Annotated in this window: 14 protein-coding genes; all 14 read left to right on the top strand. The window is 32.6% G+C overall.

The window, feature by feature from the left end; genetic code table 11:
• Positions 1 to 11: 11 nt before the first annotated feature.
• A complete protein-coding gene (locus BXU10_RS16690) occupies positions 12 to 398 on the top strand; it encodes a PleD family two-component system response regulator (RefSeq protein ID WP_078228618.1) in 387 nt (128 codons plus the stop codon).
• A 49-nt stretch (positions 399 to 447) separates the two neighbouring features.
• Positions 448 to 1,647, top strand: coding sequence for a sugar transferase (locus tag BXU10_RS25700; protein ID WP_078228616.1), 1,200 nt, complete (start codon positions 448 to 450; stop codon positions 1,645 to 1,647).
• 28 nt (positions 1,648 to 1,675) lie between these two features.
• Positions 1,676 to 2,425 (top strand): TolC family protein, encoded by a 750-nt coding sequence (locus BXU10_RS16680; protein ID WP_078228614.1) that lies wholly within the window; start codon positions 1,676 to 1,678, stop codon positions 2,423 to 2,425.
• A 4-nt stretch (positions 2,426 to 2,429) separates the two neighbouring features.
• Positions 2,430 to 4,808, top strand: coding sequence for a hypothetical protein (locus BXU10_RS16675; RefSeq protein WP_078228612.1), 2,379 nt, complete (start codon positions 2,430 to 2,432; stop codon positions 4,806 to 4,808).
• Between the two features lie 11 nt (positions 4,809 to 4,819).
• Positions 4,820 to 6,184: a lipopolysaccharide biosynthesis protein gene (locus tag BXU10_RS16670; RefSeq protein ID WP_078228610.1), complete on the top strand. Its 1,365-nt coding sequence runs from the start codon at positions 4,820 to 4,822 to the stop codon at positions 6,182 to 6,184.
• 20 nt (positions 6,185 to 6,204) lie between these two features.
• Positions 6,205 to 7,686, top strand: coding sequence for an O-antigen ligase (locus BXU10_RS16665; protein ID WP_078228608.1), 1,482 nt, complete (start codon positions 6,205 to 6,207; stop codon positions 7,684 to 7,686).
• 61 nt (positions 7,687 to 7,747) lie between these two features.
• Positions 7,748 to 8,686, top strand: coding sequence for a phosphoribosyltransferase family protein (locus tag BXU10_RS16660; protein ID WP_078228606.1), 939 nt, complete (start codon positions 7,748 to 7,750; stop codon positions 8,684 to 8,686).
• A gap of 51 nt (positions 8,687 to 8,737) precedes the next feature.
• On the top strand, positions 8,738 to 9,934 hold the full coding sequence (locus BXU10_RS16655; RefSeq protein ID WP_078228604.1) for a glycosyltransferase family 2 protein: 1,197 nt from the start codon (positions 8,738 to 8,740) through the stop codon (positions 9,932 to 9,934).
• A gap of 108 nt (positions 9,935 to 10,042) precedes the next feature.
• Positions 10,043 to 11,212, top strand: coding sequence for a glycosyltransferase family 1 protein (locus BXU10_RS16650; RefSeq protein WP_078228602.1), 1,170 nt, complete (start codon positions 10,043 to 10,045; stop codon positions 11,210 to 11,212).
• Positions 11,209 to 12,423 carry a glycosyltransferase gene (locus tag BXU10_RS16645; RefSeq protein ID WP_078228600.1) on the top strand — a complete coding sequence of 405 codons (1,215 nt, stop codon included), beginning with the start codon at positions 11,209 to 11,211 and terminating at the stop codon, positions 12,421 to 12,423. Before BXU10_RS16650 ends, BXU10_RS16645 begins: the two co-directional genes overlap by 4 nt.
• The gene (locus tag BXU10_RS16640; protein ID WP_078228598.1) at positions 12,414 to 13,028 is read left to right on the top strand and encodes a DapH/DapD/GlmU-related protein; all 615 of its coding nucleotides are present in this window, start codon (positions 12,414 to 12,416) and stop codon (positions 13,026 to 13,028) included. Before BXU10_RS16645 ends, BXU10_RS16640 begins: the two co-directional genes overlap by 10 nt.
• Positions 13,029 to 13,068: 40 nt before the next feature.
• Positions 13,069 to 14,076 (top strand): acyltransferase family protein, encoded by a 1,008-nt coding sequence (locus BXU10_RS16635; protein WP_078228596.1) that lies wholly within the window; start codon positions 13,069 to 13,071, stop codon positions 14,074 to 14,076.
• A 36-nt stretch (positions 14,077 to 14,112) separates the two neighbouring features.
• Positions 14,113 to 15,303, top strand: coding sequence for a glycosyltransferase family 2 protein (locus tag BXU10_RS16630; RefSeq protein ID WP_078228594.1), 1,191 nt, complete (start codon positions 14,113 to 14,115; stop codon positions 15,301 to 15,303).
• A 42-nt stretch (positions 15,304 to 15,345) separates the two neighbouring features.
• On the top strand, positions 15,346 to 15,921 hold the full coding sequence (locus BXU10_RS16625) for a gluconate 2-dehydrogenase subunit 3 family protein (protein WP_078228592.1): 576 nt from the start codon (positions 15,346 to 15,348) through the stop codon (positions 15,919 to 15,921).
• Position 15,922: the final 1 nt, after the last annotated feature.

Raw genomic sequence — 15,922 nt, 5'->3', positions numbered from 1 at the left:
AAGCAAAAATTATGAAAAAGAAAATTTTAGTAGTAGATGATGAAGTAAGTATTTGTCTTTTGTTAGATAACTTCCTTTCCAAAAATTATGAGATCGTCACAATTAGTAATGGGCTAGATGCTCTTCTATGGCTAGATAGCAACATCCCAGACTTAATTATTAGTGATATTCAAATGTCCAATATGGATGGCTATGAATTTTTAACAAAACTTCGCCAACGAGGATTTACAAAACATACTCCCTGCATTATGCTTTCAGGAAAATCAGAAAGCAAGGAACGCATAAAATGTTACAAATTAGGCGCTCAGGATTATCTCACAAAGCCTTTTAACCCGGAAGAACTGGATGAATTGGTTAAAAAAAACCTGTATCCAATTCATTATGCCATTGAGTGGTAAGGGGATTTCACCGCCTGAAATTAAAATTTAATTTAAAGACCTAATCAATATGAATCCCAATTTTAATATTTTATACATTGGAAATGTTCCTGCCTATTTTGATAACATAGAAAAAAAACATAAAGGGTCAATAATTACTTTAGAAAATAGTGCCAAGGCTACTAATTATTTAAACACTCAAAAGCATCCTGATGCTATTATTTGTGATTATAATTTAGCAGGAAACAATGGAATATATCTTTTTGATTGGATACGAAAAAAGGACGAATTTGATAGCATCCCTTTTATCCTTTTATCGAAGGATTTTAATGTTGATATTTACAAGTCAGCATTTAAAAAACAAATTGATGATTTTTATGTAACTTCTGTAACTTCGCCAGAAGATATTTTAAACAGAATTGAATTTCTTTGTGTCAATAAAAATCCTTCAAGAGTAAAAATAATACAAAAAGTCTCTGAAGAGAATTACATAATGCCTTTGTCAAAACGCATTTTTGATGTTTTTGTAGCATCTATGGTACTCTTATTGGCATCGCCATTTTTACTGCTTATTATACTTGCTATACGATTAGAATCAAAAGGGAAAGTATATTATATTTCAAAAAGGGTAGGGCGCAAGACATTTGACTTTTACAAACTCAGATCAATGCGTACGGGTTCAGACGAACTTTTAAAAAATTTAGCTCAGGAAAAAAATCAATACAAAAAAGAACCTGTAACAACAAACAATCCGCTGGATATTCCTTGCCCTAAATGTAGTGAACTGCCTGAAGGAGAATCATGTTCGCCTTTGATGTATATAGAAACTCACGTGATTTGTGACTATTGGTTTAATGTTCAAAAGCGGGAAGCTGCAAAAAATAATTCAACTTTTGTCAAAATTGTTGATGATCCCCGCGTTACTAAAGTTGGCAAATTCATTAGAAATACGAGTATAGACGAATTACCACAGTTAATTAATGTATTGAAAGGGGATATGTCTATTGTGGGTAATAGACCATTGCCTGTATATGAAGCTGAGTTATTAACAGCAGATGATATATCAAAAAGGTTCCTGGCTCCTCCCGGTATTACAGGTTTATGGCAGGTAGAGCTAAGAGGTAAAGGCGGACAAATGTCTGAAGAAGAAAGAATGCGCCTCGATAATGAATATGCAGATCTTTTTAAAGGCGATAATTATTCATTTTGGTATGATATAAAACTCATTTTAAGAACGATTCCTGCCTTGCTTCAAAAAGGCTCAGTTTAAAAAAAGGCTTACGCCCTAAATATTTTATATGAAAAAAAGATTGAAAATAATTATCATTTTTACTTTAACGGTATTTTCGTTAAACAGTGCTCAGGCACAAACAACAGAATATAATGAGGAGTCATTAAGCGATATTGAATTTAGCTTTCCTCCGCTTAAGGTTGTTATGGACTCTGTATTAAATCGAAATGCAATGCTTAAATTCAGAAAGAATCATATTGGTGTTAAAGAATCAACTTTGGAATCTGAGCGCATCTTTTGGACAAGAAATATAGGCGTTCAAGTTGATGGCAGGTATGGTACCTTAAACAATTTTTCTAACAGTGAAGATGGGATTTCTAACACTGCTTTTTCAACACTTTCAAGGCAATATAATTATAGCGTGGGTGTGTATTTAAAGTTTCCCGTATTTGATGTGTTGAACAGAAAAAATCAGCTCAAACTGGCAAGATTAGAAATTGATGAGGCAAAAAACATGACAAAATTTCAAGAAGACGAAATAAGACAAACCGTTATAAGACTATATCAAGACTTAATTTTAAAGCAAAAATTACTTCTAATAAAGTCCAAAAATTTAGGCAATGGAAAAGTGAATATGGAAATGGTTGAAAAAGAATTTAGAAATGGAGTTGTACCTATTGCAGAATATGTTAGGATAACTAGTATGACTTCAAATTTTGAGGCTGACTACGAATCGGCAAAATCTGAATTTATTATTGCCAAACAATTGCTTGAAGATATGTCAGGACTTGTATTTAATTTAACAAATTCAAATTAGAACGATGAAGATAATTGATTTTGTAAGATTAATTTTAAAACACTTGTTGCTTCTACTGCTAGTTCCAGTTGTATTGGCTTCAATGGTGATATTTCTTACTAAGAATCCAACTTTTGAATATTCTTCGCAAACTATTTTATATACAGGTATAGCCACTGGTTCCTCTATTGAAATGGATAAGACATTCAATTATCAGGCATCGAACGCCGCATTTGATAATTTGATTAATATTATAAACTCACGAGAAACTCAAGAAGAAGTTGCCATTAGATTATTAGCGCAGCACTTAATGCTTCCAAAGGCAAATCCTAGATACATTTCCAAAACTTTTTATGACCAATTAAAAAATAAAGTACCCGTTGATTTGTACAAGTATGTTGTCAAAGAAAATAAAAAAGGTACTTCGATAGTGGGCACAAATGATGATGATAAAGCGCTGTTTCCCCCAGAAATAAATAGGAGTGACTACGAAAAAACAGTGAAAAATTTAATGGCTTTAATGAAGAGCAGTAATAATAATTTTGTTTATGAACTACTCAATTATGAAGATGAACATTATTCTCTCAAAGCAATTTCTAAAATAACTGCTATTAGAATATCAAGTAGTGATTTAATAAAGTTAAGCTATACGGTAAATGATCCCGGTATTTGTCAGCAAACACTTGCTATTTATAACCGCGTTTGTATTAGTAATTATAAATACATTAAGGAGAATAGATCAGACGCAGTGGTGAAGTATTTCGAAGCTCAACTGGAAAACGCCAGACAAAAATTAACGGCAGCAGAAGATATTCTTCTCGAATTTAACAAAGCCTCTAATATTATTAATTACTATGAACAAAGTAAAGCTGTTGCGGTAGTTAAGGAGGATATGGATGTTGATTATAATAAAAAATTAGCTGATTTAGCTGGAATTGAGGCTTCCACTGTAAGATTAGAAGAAAAATTAAAAATACAAGAAGTTATTCAACAAAAAACAGCTAATATTCTTGAAAAAAAGAAGCAAATAGGCGATATCAATTTTAAAATAGCTTTGACTAAGGCTAAATTTGAATCTAGTAATAGTGAAGAAGATTTAGCAAAAATAGCCGACTTAAATCAACAATCGGAAGCATTAACAAATGATATAAAAAGAAATGTTGATGAACTGTATTCTTACCAAAATTCTATAGACGGTTTGCCATTAACTAAAATACTGCCTGAGTGGATGAATAATGTGGTTGAAGCAGAAAATATTAAAGCAAAAATTAAAGTTATAAATGGACAAAACAAACAATTTCAGGAAAAATATGCAAACTATGCACCAGCTGGAGCTACTATAAAAAGAATTGAGCGAGAAATTTCGGTTTCTGAGCAAGGATATTTAGAAATACTTCATGGATTAAATTTGGCAAAACTAAAATTGCAGGATAATGAACTTACCTCAAACTTGAAGGCCATTGACCCGCCATTTTATCCTTTGTCTCCTAACCCTACTAAAAGATCTATATTAATTATTGCAGCTGCCTTTTTAGGAGTTCTTTTTACAATGGGAATTATTTTTATAATGGAGTATTTTGATGATACTTTGAAAAACTCTAAAAGAGCAAGTAAAAAACTAGGCATGAATTCCTTGGGTATGATGCCTAAATTAATTTTAAACCCAGGAAGCATCAATTTACCCTACATACAAAAAAGACTAATTGAGATAATTACGCAAAACGTATTACAGTATTTTGGCACACATGGTTCAGAAAAAAAGACAAAAACCATAGTTGTATTTAGTACCCAAAAAATGGAAGGTAAAACAGTATTAGCGGGTAATATTGCTAAAACATTGAAGCAAGAGGGTAAAAAAATAGTACTGCTTACTTACGATGGAACAAAAAAAACAGTAAAAAAGCAAAAGAAATTTTCTGTTCTAAATAAAATTTTAGGATATACTGATCCGCGTATAGATTATGATAATCCTTTTTTAGCCGATCTATCTAGTTATCTTGATCCTTCAGAATACTATCCTTATACCATGGATAGCAGGTTTTATAATGCCCAAAATTTCTCAGACATTTTAGACCAAAATAACATTACGTTAAATTTTACACCAGACTTTGTAATTATTGAATTGCCAGCGCTAATCGATTATATTTATCCAATAGAATTACTTAATAAAGCAGATTTAGATATTCTTGTATGTCGTTCTAATCGAGTATGGTCAGATGCAGATCAATCTGCAATGAAAAATATTTTGGCAGCATCTGAGTCAAAAATTAATTTTATAATTAATGGTGTTACTATTAATGAAATTGAATCGGTTTTAGGGGAGTTACCTAAAAAACGAAGCTTATTAAGAAGAAAAATAAAAGCGATGTTCAAATTTCAATTTTTTTCTAAAAACCAAATTTAATTTAGTGATTAATGAAAACACTTAAAGCTATAGTGCGCGAAGATAATTTTCTGTCATTAACAGGAAATCTGGTCATTGCCGTTTTAGGTATCGGTGGTTTTGCATTATTAGCGAGAAGTTTACCATTAGAAGTTTTTGGCGAATGGGTTTTATTCATAACCGGAGGGTCTTTTATAGAAATGTTCAGATTTGGTATTACTAATACTGGCTTGATACGATTTTTATCAGGTGCTGATGAATCCTCTAGAATTAAACTTATAGGATCTAATGCATTAATAGGTTTTAGTGCAACGTTGGTAGTAGCTGTTATTTTAGTGTTTTGCAATGTCGTGTTCCATGATGCAATTAGTAAGTCTGGATATAATTTGTTTTTTAAATGGTATCCGCTACTGGCGTTTTTAAATCTGCCATGGAATAATGCACTAGTCGTATTGCAAGCCGACAGAAAGTACGATAAAATCTTATTCATTAAATCAATAAACAGCGGGTTGTTCTTTTTGGTAGTTTTATTTAGTTTCTTTTATATGAAAATGACGTTAAATAAATTAGTTATAGCGTTGCTTATTATTAATGCTTTAACTTCTTTGCTGAGTATAATTTTGGGTTGGGATGGAACCAAATTTATTACAAAAGCAGATAAGAAAACCAATAAAACATTACTGGATTTTGGAAAATACACAACATTCACATTATTAGGAACCAACTTGTTGAGAAGCGCAGATACCATTATTATTAGTTTAAGTCCTTTAGGCAGTGCTGCTGTAGCTCTTTATAGTATTCCTATGAAACTAACTGAATTGCAGCAAATTCCTTTACGTAGTTTTGTAGCTACAGCATTTCCTAAAATGTCTAAAGCCAGTTTACACAATCAAATAGAGGAAGTAAAAAACTTGTTTTATACCTACTCTGGAGCCTTAACCTATCTTTTTATGGGTATTAGTTTATTCACGTTTGTATTTGCTGAGTTTTTTGTATTACTCATAAGCGGGAGACAGTATTTAGAAACGGATCCTCAAACAGGATTCAATGTTGTGAGTATTGTTCGTGTATTCTCTATTTACGGACTATTATTACCTATTGATAGAATGACTGGCATAGGTTTAGACAGTATTAATAAGCCAAAAATTAATGCTATAAAGGTATTTGTTATGGTTCTGGCAAATATTGTTGGCGATTGTATCGCTATTTTTATCTTCAAATCTTTACTTCTTGTTGCAGTTGCATCTATAGTTTTTACCTTAATTGGCATTTGGATGGGAATGTATTTTTTGGATAAAGAATTGACTTTATCGTATAAAGAAATTTTTTTAAGTGGAATTAATTTTTATAAAAACCTTATTAATAAAATGACTAAACATAATTTGAAAGAATCATAAAAAACTAATAAAAAAGTAAATTGAATACAAGTAGTAATAATATAAATCCCTTTGATAAAGTATCTGGTTCCGCTGGTTTATATAGCCCAAAGGGACTTGTATTATTATTTTTAACAGTCCTGTTGATTGCAGTAATAATAACGAAATTAAAAATAGTAGGTATAGGGCTTTTATTTGCCCTTATGTTTGGTGCATTCTATTTATATAAATTGTTTACAAACCCTATTCTTGGTTTTTATACCGCCATTGGTCTTAATTTTTTGATACTTGGTTTAACGCGCTATGTAACAGGTTTACCCTTAGGTTTTGCTATAGATGGTGTTATGGTTTTAACTTTTTTAGCGTTAATTTTTTCCCGATTTAGAGAAAGGGTCGATTGGTCTCCAGCCAATAAAGACATTACATTTTTAGCAGGTATTTGGCTTTTATATTGCATATTTCAACTTGTAAACCCAGAAGCTAGAAGTGTCGAAGCTTGGATTGCGGGCAGAGGTCTGGGATTTTATTTCTTTTTCTTTATTATTCTTACGTTTATGCTCATCAATACCCATAAAAAATTAGATATCCTTTTATATGTTTGGGGTGTCTTTTCAATAATTGCGACCTTAAACGGAATGAAGCAGTTGTTTATTGGGGTCGATTTTGCAGAAAAAGCTTGGTTAAATGCCGGAGCAGCTCAGACTCATATCCTTTTTGGTAAATTAAGGGTTTTTTCATTTTTCAGTGATGCAGGTCAATTTGGAGGAAATCAAGGGTATACGGGTGTAGTAGCTGTTATTTATTCAATGACTAAAAAAGGGTTTGCCAAAGTATTTTTTATCATTGTTGGAATATTAGGATTCTACGGAATGTTGATATCCGGAACCAGAGGTTCAATTGCAGTCCCATTGGGGGGGCTAATGACTTTTTTTTTACTGAGAAAGAATATTAAAGTTTTGTCATTTGGCGTACTATTTCTTGCTATATTTTTTGTTTTTTTCAAATACACAACTATCGCCAATGGGAATGACCAAATAAGGCGAATGCGAAGTGCGTTTGATCCCAATGAACCCTCGCTGCAAGTACGATTAAACAATCAGAAAATACTGAAAGGCTATTTAGCATCAAGACCATTTGGAGGAGGTATAGGCCATGCTGGCGATAAAGCGCAGCGGTTTTTGCCAAATGCTTTTCTTTCGCATGTAGCTACAGACAGTTGGTACGTTTTAATTTGGGCCGAACTAGGTATTGTAGGCTTATTATTTCATTTGTTTATTTTGTTTTATGTAATGGGTAAAGCATCTTACAAAGTAATGTTTACAATTAGAGATCCAATAACCAAGTTAAAAATGAGTGCTCTAATTTCAGGAATGGCTGGTGTAATGGCAGCTTCTTATGGAAATGCGGTTTTAGGACAAATGCCTACTGCTCTACTCATATATGCAACTATGGCTATAATATCAAATCCTGAAACTTTTGAAACAGGTAATCAAGAAAATCAACCTGAAATAAGTAAAACATAAAATTTATAAAATACTAATTACTATGTAAAACTATACGTATCAACCATTAAACCAAAAAACTATGTACTACAGAAATGTAAAGGATTTAAATAATATCATACTTCAAAAATTAAGTATAATTCCTCGTGATTTTGATTTAATTGTAGGTGTTCCCAGAAGTGGCATGCTTCCGGCAAATTTACTGGCATTGTACCTTAATAGACCGTATACAGACATTCATTCCTTTTTAAATGGACATATTTATAAAGCTGGTGCGAGAAGCCAGTTTTTTGATATTTCAGAATTTAAAAACATACTTGTGGTTGATGATAGCATCGCTTCAGGATCTGCCATGGTGGAGGTTAAAGAAAGTTTAAAACATCTTGAAGATAAATTCAAGATCAAATATTGTGCGATTTATGTCATTCCAGGCAAAGAAAAAATGGTTGATTATTTTTTTGAAACGGTTCCGTTACCAAGATATTTTCAATGGAATATACTTAACCACACTACTTTAGAAAAATCTTGTTTTGATATTGATGGCGTTTTATGTGCAGATCCTTTACCAGAGCAAAATGACGACGGAGAAAAATACATCGATTTTCTGTTAAATGCTCCACCCTTGTTTATTCCAGGGAGTAAAATAGGAACTATCGTAACCTCTCGTTTAGAAAAATACCGCAAAGAAACCGAAACTTGGTTAGCGGCTAACAATATTAAATACAATGATTTAGTAATGCTAGACTTGCCCAATATGGAAGCAAGACAGCGTGCGAACAACCATGGCGATCATAAGGCAAAAGCCTATTTGGCTAAACCCTATGTACTGTTTATAGAAAGTGAATACCATCAGGCTGTAGAAATAAACAGATTATCAAAAAAACCTGTTTTGTGCACCGCTAATTTTGAAATGATATTTGAATCGGAATCATTTATGTATAATCTTAAAAGTGGCAAGCATTTGCCTTTCCTTAGAAAATACGCTTTAAAACTGAGGGATATACTACGAAAGTTTAAATAAAAAAAATTAAGTAATCTTAAGCCCATACGGTTCTAATTATAACTATTTATTATGTTAGTATTCAATATCATACAAATTATTTTGCTAGGTCTTTTGGGTTTGGCAACGTTATATGTTTTACTATTTTCTATTGCAAGTTTATTTTACAAGCAAAAGAAATATTCAGATAACGGGAATATAAAAAAGATAGCGGTTCTCATTCCTGGGTATAAAGAAGATGAAGTAATTGTTGAAGTAGCATACGCAGCCCTGCAACAAGACTATCCTTCCAATCTTTATGATGTTGTAATTATTGCTGATTCTTTTAAAAAAGAAACAATTTCAGAATTAAAGACTTTGCCTATAATCGTTATTGAGGTAAGTTTTGATAAAAGCACAAAATCTAAAGCTTTAAATAAAGCCATGGCAGCCCTCGAAAGGGAGTATGATATTGCTGTCGTATTAGATGCGGACAATGTGATGGCTAATGATTTTTTGAAGAAAATAAATGCAGCTTTCGAACATGGTTTCATTGCCGTACAAGGACATCGTACAGCAAAAAATACAAATAATTCCTGGGCGGTTCTTGATGCCATTAGCGAAGAAATAAACAATAATATCTTTAGAAAAGGACATCGAGTTTTAGGACTTTCTTCTGCAATAATAGGTTCTGGAATGGCTTTTAAATACGATTATTTCAAATCGCTTATGGCAACAGTTACTGCTGTTGGCGGATTTGATAAGGAAATAGAACTCAAAATGCTCAAAGAAGGACACAAAATTGTCTATCTCGATGATGCTGTAGTTTTTGATGAAAAAATACAAAAAGCGGAGGTATTTGGTAATCAGCGCCGCCGATGGCTGTCTGCACAATTGCATTATTTTAAAAAAGATATTTTAAGTGCTTGTAAAGACTTACTATTTAAAGGCAATATCGATTATTTTGATAAAGCGATTCAATTTATACAGCCACCTAGAATATTACTGTTAGGAGCTGTTCTATTATGCAGTATTGGTTTTGTAGTAGTGAATTATTTTCTAGATAATCAAAGGCCATACGCTAATTATTGGATTATTTTATTAACAGCCTGCATAATGTCTTTTGTTTTTTCAGTTCCAAAATATTTTTACAGCATCAGTACCTGTAAGGCATTAGCTAGTTTGCCAAAAGGAATGTTTATGATGTTGTTGTCTTTGTTAAAAATAAAAGGAGCTAATAAAACTTTTATTCATACGCAGCATACGTCAAGTTCAAAAAAACAAACTTGAAATTATGCTGTAAAACATACTAATTCAGAAATGTAAAAATGAAATCATAAATAATTACTTCTCATTTTTATCTAGATGTGGAAGCAATCAATCTAAAAAAAGAGCATCATGAAAATAGGTATAGAAGGGCAACGACTTTTTCGAAAAAAAAAGCATGGTATGGATATGGTCGCTTTAGAACTAATAAAGAACCTCCAGGATCTGGATCACGAAAATGAATATTTTGTTTTTGTAAAACCAGATATAGATCGAACTGCTCTTACAGAAACTTCGAATTTTAAGATCATTGAATTAAATGGCGGGCCATATCCTACTTGGGAACAAATTGCATTACCAAAAGCAGCAAAAAAATATGGCTGCGATGTTTTGCATAGCACAAGCAATACCGCACCTTTTTTTACGAGTATTCCGTTAATTACAATTCTTCATGATATTATTTACATGGAAAGCAGTTATTATAAAATACTAACAAGTAGTGCAAGTTGGTATCAGAAATTTGGAAATATATATCGAAAATTAGTCGTGCCGCGTGTTGTAAAAAGGAGTAAAAAAGTGATTACCGTTTCTCATTTTGAGAAAAACAGAATAGGTGAATTCTTTGGCATAAAAGGCGATAAAAAACTGGATGCTATTTATAATGGGGTAAGTGAACATTTTAAACCCATTACTAATAAAGAAGAACTGCATCGCGTAAAAGAAAAATACAATTTACCGGACAAATATTTCTTTTTCCTTGGTAATACCGATCCTAAAAAAAATACAAAAGGAACTCTCAAAGCCTTTTCCGATTTTTTAAAACAAACAGGTTCAAATCATAAACTCGTTATGCTGGATTATGACAAGACCGAACTTCTTAAAATTTTGATCGAAATTAATGATAGTAATCTTATTAATCATATTGTTTTGACAGGATATGTAGTTAATACTGATTTACCTTCAATTTATTCGCAATGCGATGTGTTTTTATATCCATCACTCAGAGAAAGTTTTGGGATTCCAATGCTTGAAGCCATGTCGTGTAACGTGCCTGTTATTACATCAAATACGTCATCGATGCCTGAAATAGCTGAAGATGCTGCCCATATTATTAATCCGTTTAATCCAGAAGAAATTACCCAGGGACTCATTAAAATTCTAAATAACGATGCCTATAGAGAATCTCTTTGCGATAAAGGTTTGGAGCGCAGCAAACAATTTTCTTGGAAAAATATGGCCAAAGAGTATCTAAAGCTTTATGAATTAATCCATTTAGAACATTCAAAAAACAATACACTATGATAAAAGGTAAAGACATAATAGTAGTAGGAATTCAAGCCTGGGATATAGAAATAGGTAGTAATTGTAAAAACATTGCACTTGAATTTTCTAAAAATAATCGTGTTTTATATGTGAATCCTCCAATGGATCGATCTACAATGCAAAAAGACAAGCACAAAGAGAAAGTTCAAAAAAGGATAAAAATAAAAAATGGATTGGAGCCCGATTTGTACGAAATTAAAGAAAATCTATGGAATTTATACCCCAAAAATTGCGTTGAATCCATCAATTGGTTGCCATTAGATGCTGTTTTTAAAATTTTAAATAAAAGAAATGCCCGTTTATTTTCAGCCGATATTAAATCGGCTGCACAACGATTAAATTTTAAAGACATCATTTTATTTAATGATAGTTCTATGTTTTTAGGCAGGCACTTAAAGGAATTTTTACAACCTAAAGTGTATGCCTATTACATGCGGGATTACCTTGTAAAAGTGCCTTATTGGCAAAAGCATGGTGAACGCATGGAACCCGAAGTTCTAAAAGAGGCAGATGTGTTATTAACTAATTCAGATTTTTTTGCAGATTTTGGTTTGCAGTACAATAACCACAGCTATATGGTTGGTCAAGGTTGTGATGTATCTCAATTTAGTGACGAAGCTGGCACAATTCAAGTTCCAGAAGAATTTAAAGGCGTGCCTTCACCGGTCATTGGCTATGTTGGCTCACTGATAAGTTTACGGCTCGATATCAAATTACTTGAATTTATGGCCGAGCAAAGAAAGAATTGGAGTATTGTCCTCGTAGGACCAGAAGACGAGGATTTTAAAAAATCTAAATTACATCAATTGCCCAATGTTTATTTTTTTGGAAGTAAAGATGGTGCAGAGTTGCCCGCGTATGTAAAGGGTTTTGATGTGGCCATCAATCCGCAATTAACTAATAATTTGACTATAGGAAATTATCCTAGAAAAATAGACGAATATTTAGCCATGGGAAAACCAATAGTTGCCACAAAAACTAAAGCAATGGAAATGTTTAAGGAGTTTGTCTATTTAGCCTCATCAAAAGAGGAGTACATCATTTTAACAGAAAAAGCTTTGGAAGAAAACTCGAATGAACTTGCTAAAAAAAGAGCTGATTTTGCTAAAAGCCACACGTGGGAGAATAATGTTAGTGCCATCTATAAAGCAATCATAAAAGCAACCAAACACAAAATAAAATGGGATTAAAAGAAAAAATAAAATCAAACGAACAGTTAAAAAAATTAGTTCATTGGTCGATACTTATTCCTAAGCAGACAAGACCACGATTATGGATCAAATGGTTTGTAAATCCTTTCTATCATAAAAAAGGAAAAGGGGCTCGAATTAGACCACGAACTAGAATGGATGTTGTGCCTTGGAACAAATTTGAATTGGGAGAAGATGCTACAATTGAAGATTTTTCGGCAATAAACAATGGCGTAGGCCCCGTAATTATTGGAAATAGAACAAAAATAGGATTGAGTAATACAATTATTGGCCCTGTAACTATTGGAAATGACATTCGGCTTGCTCAAAACATTACACTTTCAGGATTAAATCACAATTATGAAGATGTAAGTCTCCCTATTCATGTACAGGGAGTTTCTACAGCTCCTATAACCATTGGTGATGGCACTTGGATTGGTGCCAATGTGGTGGTTTTGGCGGGAGTAACCATTGGGAAAAATTGCGTTATTGCTGCGGGTAGTGTTGTTACAAAAAGCATTCCAGACTATTCGGTAGCAGTGGGTAATCCTGCAAGAGTTTTAAAAAAATACAATCACGAAACCCTGAAATGGGAAAAAGTGTAGCCAAACGAAATTTTTTAAACATAAAATAAATCGGATTAGCATGCATACTAAAGATTCAACTATAGAAACATTAAGGGGAGCTGTAATTATAATGGTAGTTATAGGGCATGTTATTGGTTCTGGATCAGATGGCGGTATGAAGGTAAATGACGATTCTTTTTTGCGATATTTTTACGACACCTTTATTGCCTCGATACAAATGCCTCTTTTTACCATTCTTGCAGGTGAAGTATATTCGCTAAAACCCGTTGCTCATAATGGATTTAAAACTTTTGTTTCCAAAAAAGCGATGCGCTTACTTGTGCCGATGCTAACCGTTGGTGTTTGTTATTTTTTATTGCAATATTTTACACCAGGAACAAATAATAAAGGGGATTTGTTCGATATATGGAAGTTAGTATTTTTTCCCTATACTTTATTCTGGTACTTGTATTCTCTTTTTATTGTTTTTGTTATTGTTGGGTTATTAGACATTTTCAATAAAATGAATACTGTAACTAATTTGCTAATTGTTTTTAGTGTATCAATAATTGCGTTATTACTTCGGGATTTATTTATTCCATTTGAGTCACCCAACTATTTGAGTTACAAAGGGGCATTATATCTTTTACCCTGTTTTGTTTTAGGTGTTGGTTTGAACCGATTTAAAGAGGTTTTTCAAAGTAAATGGGTCGCCTATTTGTCAGTAATTATATTAGTTATATGCGTTAGCATCCAGCAGTTGTCTTGGTTTAAGGTAATCAATTATGTTGTACACAAAGATGACTTTTTTTGTTTGCTGGTAGGTTTTACGGCAACAATCCTTTTGCTGCAGTCTAGGATAGAATCAGGTTGGTTAATCTGGTTTGGTTCTTTTGCTTACTCCATATATCTATTTCATGCATTTGGTACGGCAGGAGGACGAATAATTGCGCTGAAACTGCATATTAATTCGGTTTTTATAATCTTTGGATTGTCATTAACAGCGGGTATTATTTTCCCCATTATAGTAGAGAAAATTTTGGAACGGTCTAAATTGACAAGAGTATTGTTCTTAGGTAAAAACTAAATCGAATGATCAATTTTAAATGAAAACGATAAAAATATGATAACTTTAAAAATAGTGTTTTGGGTATTGTTGTTTGTAATAGTTTATACCTATGTTGGTTACGGTATTTTGCTATATGCAATTGTAAAAATCAGAAGGGTTTTTAAAATAGGGGAAAAATTTGAAATAGATTTGTCTTATGAACCAGAAGTTACCTTGTTTATTGCAGCCTATAATGAAAAAGATTATGCAGCAGCTAAAATGAAAAATACCTTAGAACTTGAATACCCGAAAGACAAATTAAACATTATTTGGGTTACTGATGGTTCTGATGATGGAACGCCTGATTTATTAAAAGGGTATCCCAATACAACGGTTTACCATTTAGACGAACGCAACGGCAAAATTGGTGCTATGAATCGAGGAATGGATTTTGTAAAAACACCAATTGTAATATTTAGTGATGCGAATACCAATCTAGGTAAAGAGTCTATTAGACGTATTGTTAATTTGTTTAGCAATCCAACTGTTGGATGTGTTTCTGGAGAAAAACGAATTGTGGATAAAGAAAGTGATGTGGCTTCTGGAGCAGGGGAAGGAATTTACTGGAAATATGAATCGACATTAAAAAAATGGGATGCCGAATTGTATTCGGTTGTTGGCGCTGCTGGAGAACTTTTTGCCATAAGAACAGAATTGTATCGTCATGTAGAAAAAGACACTTTGCTTGACGATTTTATTATTTCATTACGAGTGGCTCAAGAAGGCTATACCATTCAATATGATCCTGAAGCATATGCTATTGAAACAGCCTCGGCAAGTGTAAAAGAAGAATTCAAACGCAAAATTAGAATCTCAGCCGGTGGCATTCAATCTATTGTAAGATTACGCTCATTATTGAATATTTTTAAATACGGAACGCTTTCTTTTCAATACATATCGCATCGCGTTTTGCGCTGGAGTCTAACCCCATTATGCCTCATTTTACTCCTTCCAGTTTTAACAGTTTTAGCAATTCACGAAGGGATTTTATCTTTTGGATTTTATTCCATAGTATTTTGGTTGCAACTTCTTTTTTATGCAGCTGCTTTACTGGGTTGGTTTTTAGAAAATAGAGAAACAAGAGTCAAAATTCTGTTTGTGCCTTATTACTTTTTTATTATGAATTTATGTGTGGTTTTGGGCTTTTTTAGATATCTAAAAAAATCACAATCGGTAAACTGGGAAAGAGCTAAACGAGCTGCTTGATGGTGTAAGGGTTACGTTAAATGGTAAATTAAAAAAATTACAATGATGAACAGAAGAAAAGCTATCGGAGGAATTTTAGCCCTCACAGGAATTAGTATTGCTTCCTACAGTGGTTTTAAGTTTTTTTATGAAAATACTAAATCAGGCAAAGGGCAGCTTCATAATTATTTAAGTTTAATTTCAGAATTAGCAGATATCCTATTACCTCGTACACAAACACCTGGGGCAAAGGAAGCAAAAGTTCAAGATTATATTATTAGTTATATGGAATCCTGTTCGTCTAACAAGGAATATAACAATTTTTTAAACGGATTAAAGGACCTTCAAGAAACTTGTTTGAGTACTTACGATACTACTTTCGAAAAATGTACAATGCAGCAAAAAATAGAAATAGTACAAAATTTTGAGAATAATGCTGACTCTGGCGGCTTATTTTCAAAAATTAGTAACAAAATAAATGGGCGATCTTTTTATACGATTCTAAAAAAAGTAACCATTGAAGGCTATTGCACCTCTCAAATGGGAGCCACACAACTCTTAGGTTATGAACTCATTCCGGGTCGATATAATGCCATTACTACCATAAAATCAAATCAAAAAGCTTGGGCAACTAAATAGA

Source organism: Flavobacterium sp. LM4 (genome assembly GCF_002017935.1).
Classification (GTDB): Bacteria; Bacteroidota; Bacteroidia; order Flavobacteriales; family Flavobacteriaceae; genus Flavobacterium; species Flavobacterium chungangense.
The sequence above is the reverse complement of the archived record's forward strand: the minus strand, read 5'-3'. Positions and strand labels throughout refer to the sequence as shown.

Bases quoted from the DNA above. Each gene is read 5' to 3' on its own strand.
- BXU10_RS16690 (WP_078228618.1), top strand. From the start codon at position 12: ATGAAAAAGAAAATTTTAGTAGTAGATGATGAAGTAAGTATTTGTCTT.
- BXU10_RS25700 (WP_078228616.1), top strand. From the start codon at position 448: ATGAATCCCAATTTTAATATTTTATACATTGGAAATGTTCCTGCCTAT.
- BXU10_RS16680 (WP_078228614.1), top strand. From the start codon at position 1,676: ATGAAAAAAAGATTGAAAATAATTATCATTTTTACTTTAACGGTATTT.
- BXU10_RS16675 (WP_078228612.1), top strand. From the start codon at position 2,430: ATGAAGATAATTGATTTTGTAAGATTAATTTTAAAACACTTGTTGCTT.
- BXU10_RS16670 (WP_078228610.1), top strand. From the start codon at position 4,820: ATGAAAACACTTAAAGCTATAGTGCGCGAAGATAATTTTCTGTCATTA.
- BXU10_RS16660 (WP_078228606.1), top strand. From the start codon at position 7,748: ATGTACTACAGAAATGTAAAGGATTTAAATAATATCATACTTCAAAAA.
- BXU10_RS16655 (WP_078228604.1), top strand. From the start codon at position 8,738: ATGTTAGTATTCAATATCATACAAATTATTTTGCTAGGTCTTTTGGGT.
- BXU10_RS16650 (WP_078228602.1), top strand. From the start codon at position 10,043: ATGAAAATAGGTATAGAAGGGCAACGACTTTTTCGAAAAAAAAAGCAT.
- BXU10_RS16645 (WP_078228600.1), top strand. From the start codon at position 11,209: ATGATAAAAGGTAAAGACATAATAGTAGTAGGAATTCAAGCCTGGGAT.
- BXU10_RS16640 (WP_078228598.1), top strand. From the start codon at position 12,414: ATGGGATTAAAAGAAAAAATAAAATCAAACGAACAGTTAAAAAAATTA.
- BXU10_RS16635 (WP_078228596.1), top strand. From the start codon at position 13,069: ATGCATACTAAAGATTCAACTATAGAAACATTAAGGGGAGCTGTAATT.
- BXU10_RS16630 (WP_078228594.1), top strand. From the start codon at position 14,113: ATGATAACTTTAAAAATAGTGTTTTGGGTATTGTTGTTTGTAATAGTT.
- BXU10_RS16625 (WP_078228592.1), top strand. From the start codon at position 15,346: ATGATGAACAGAAGAAAAGCTATCGGAGGAATTTTAGCCCTCACAGGA.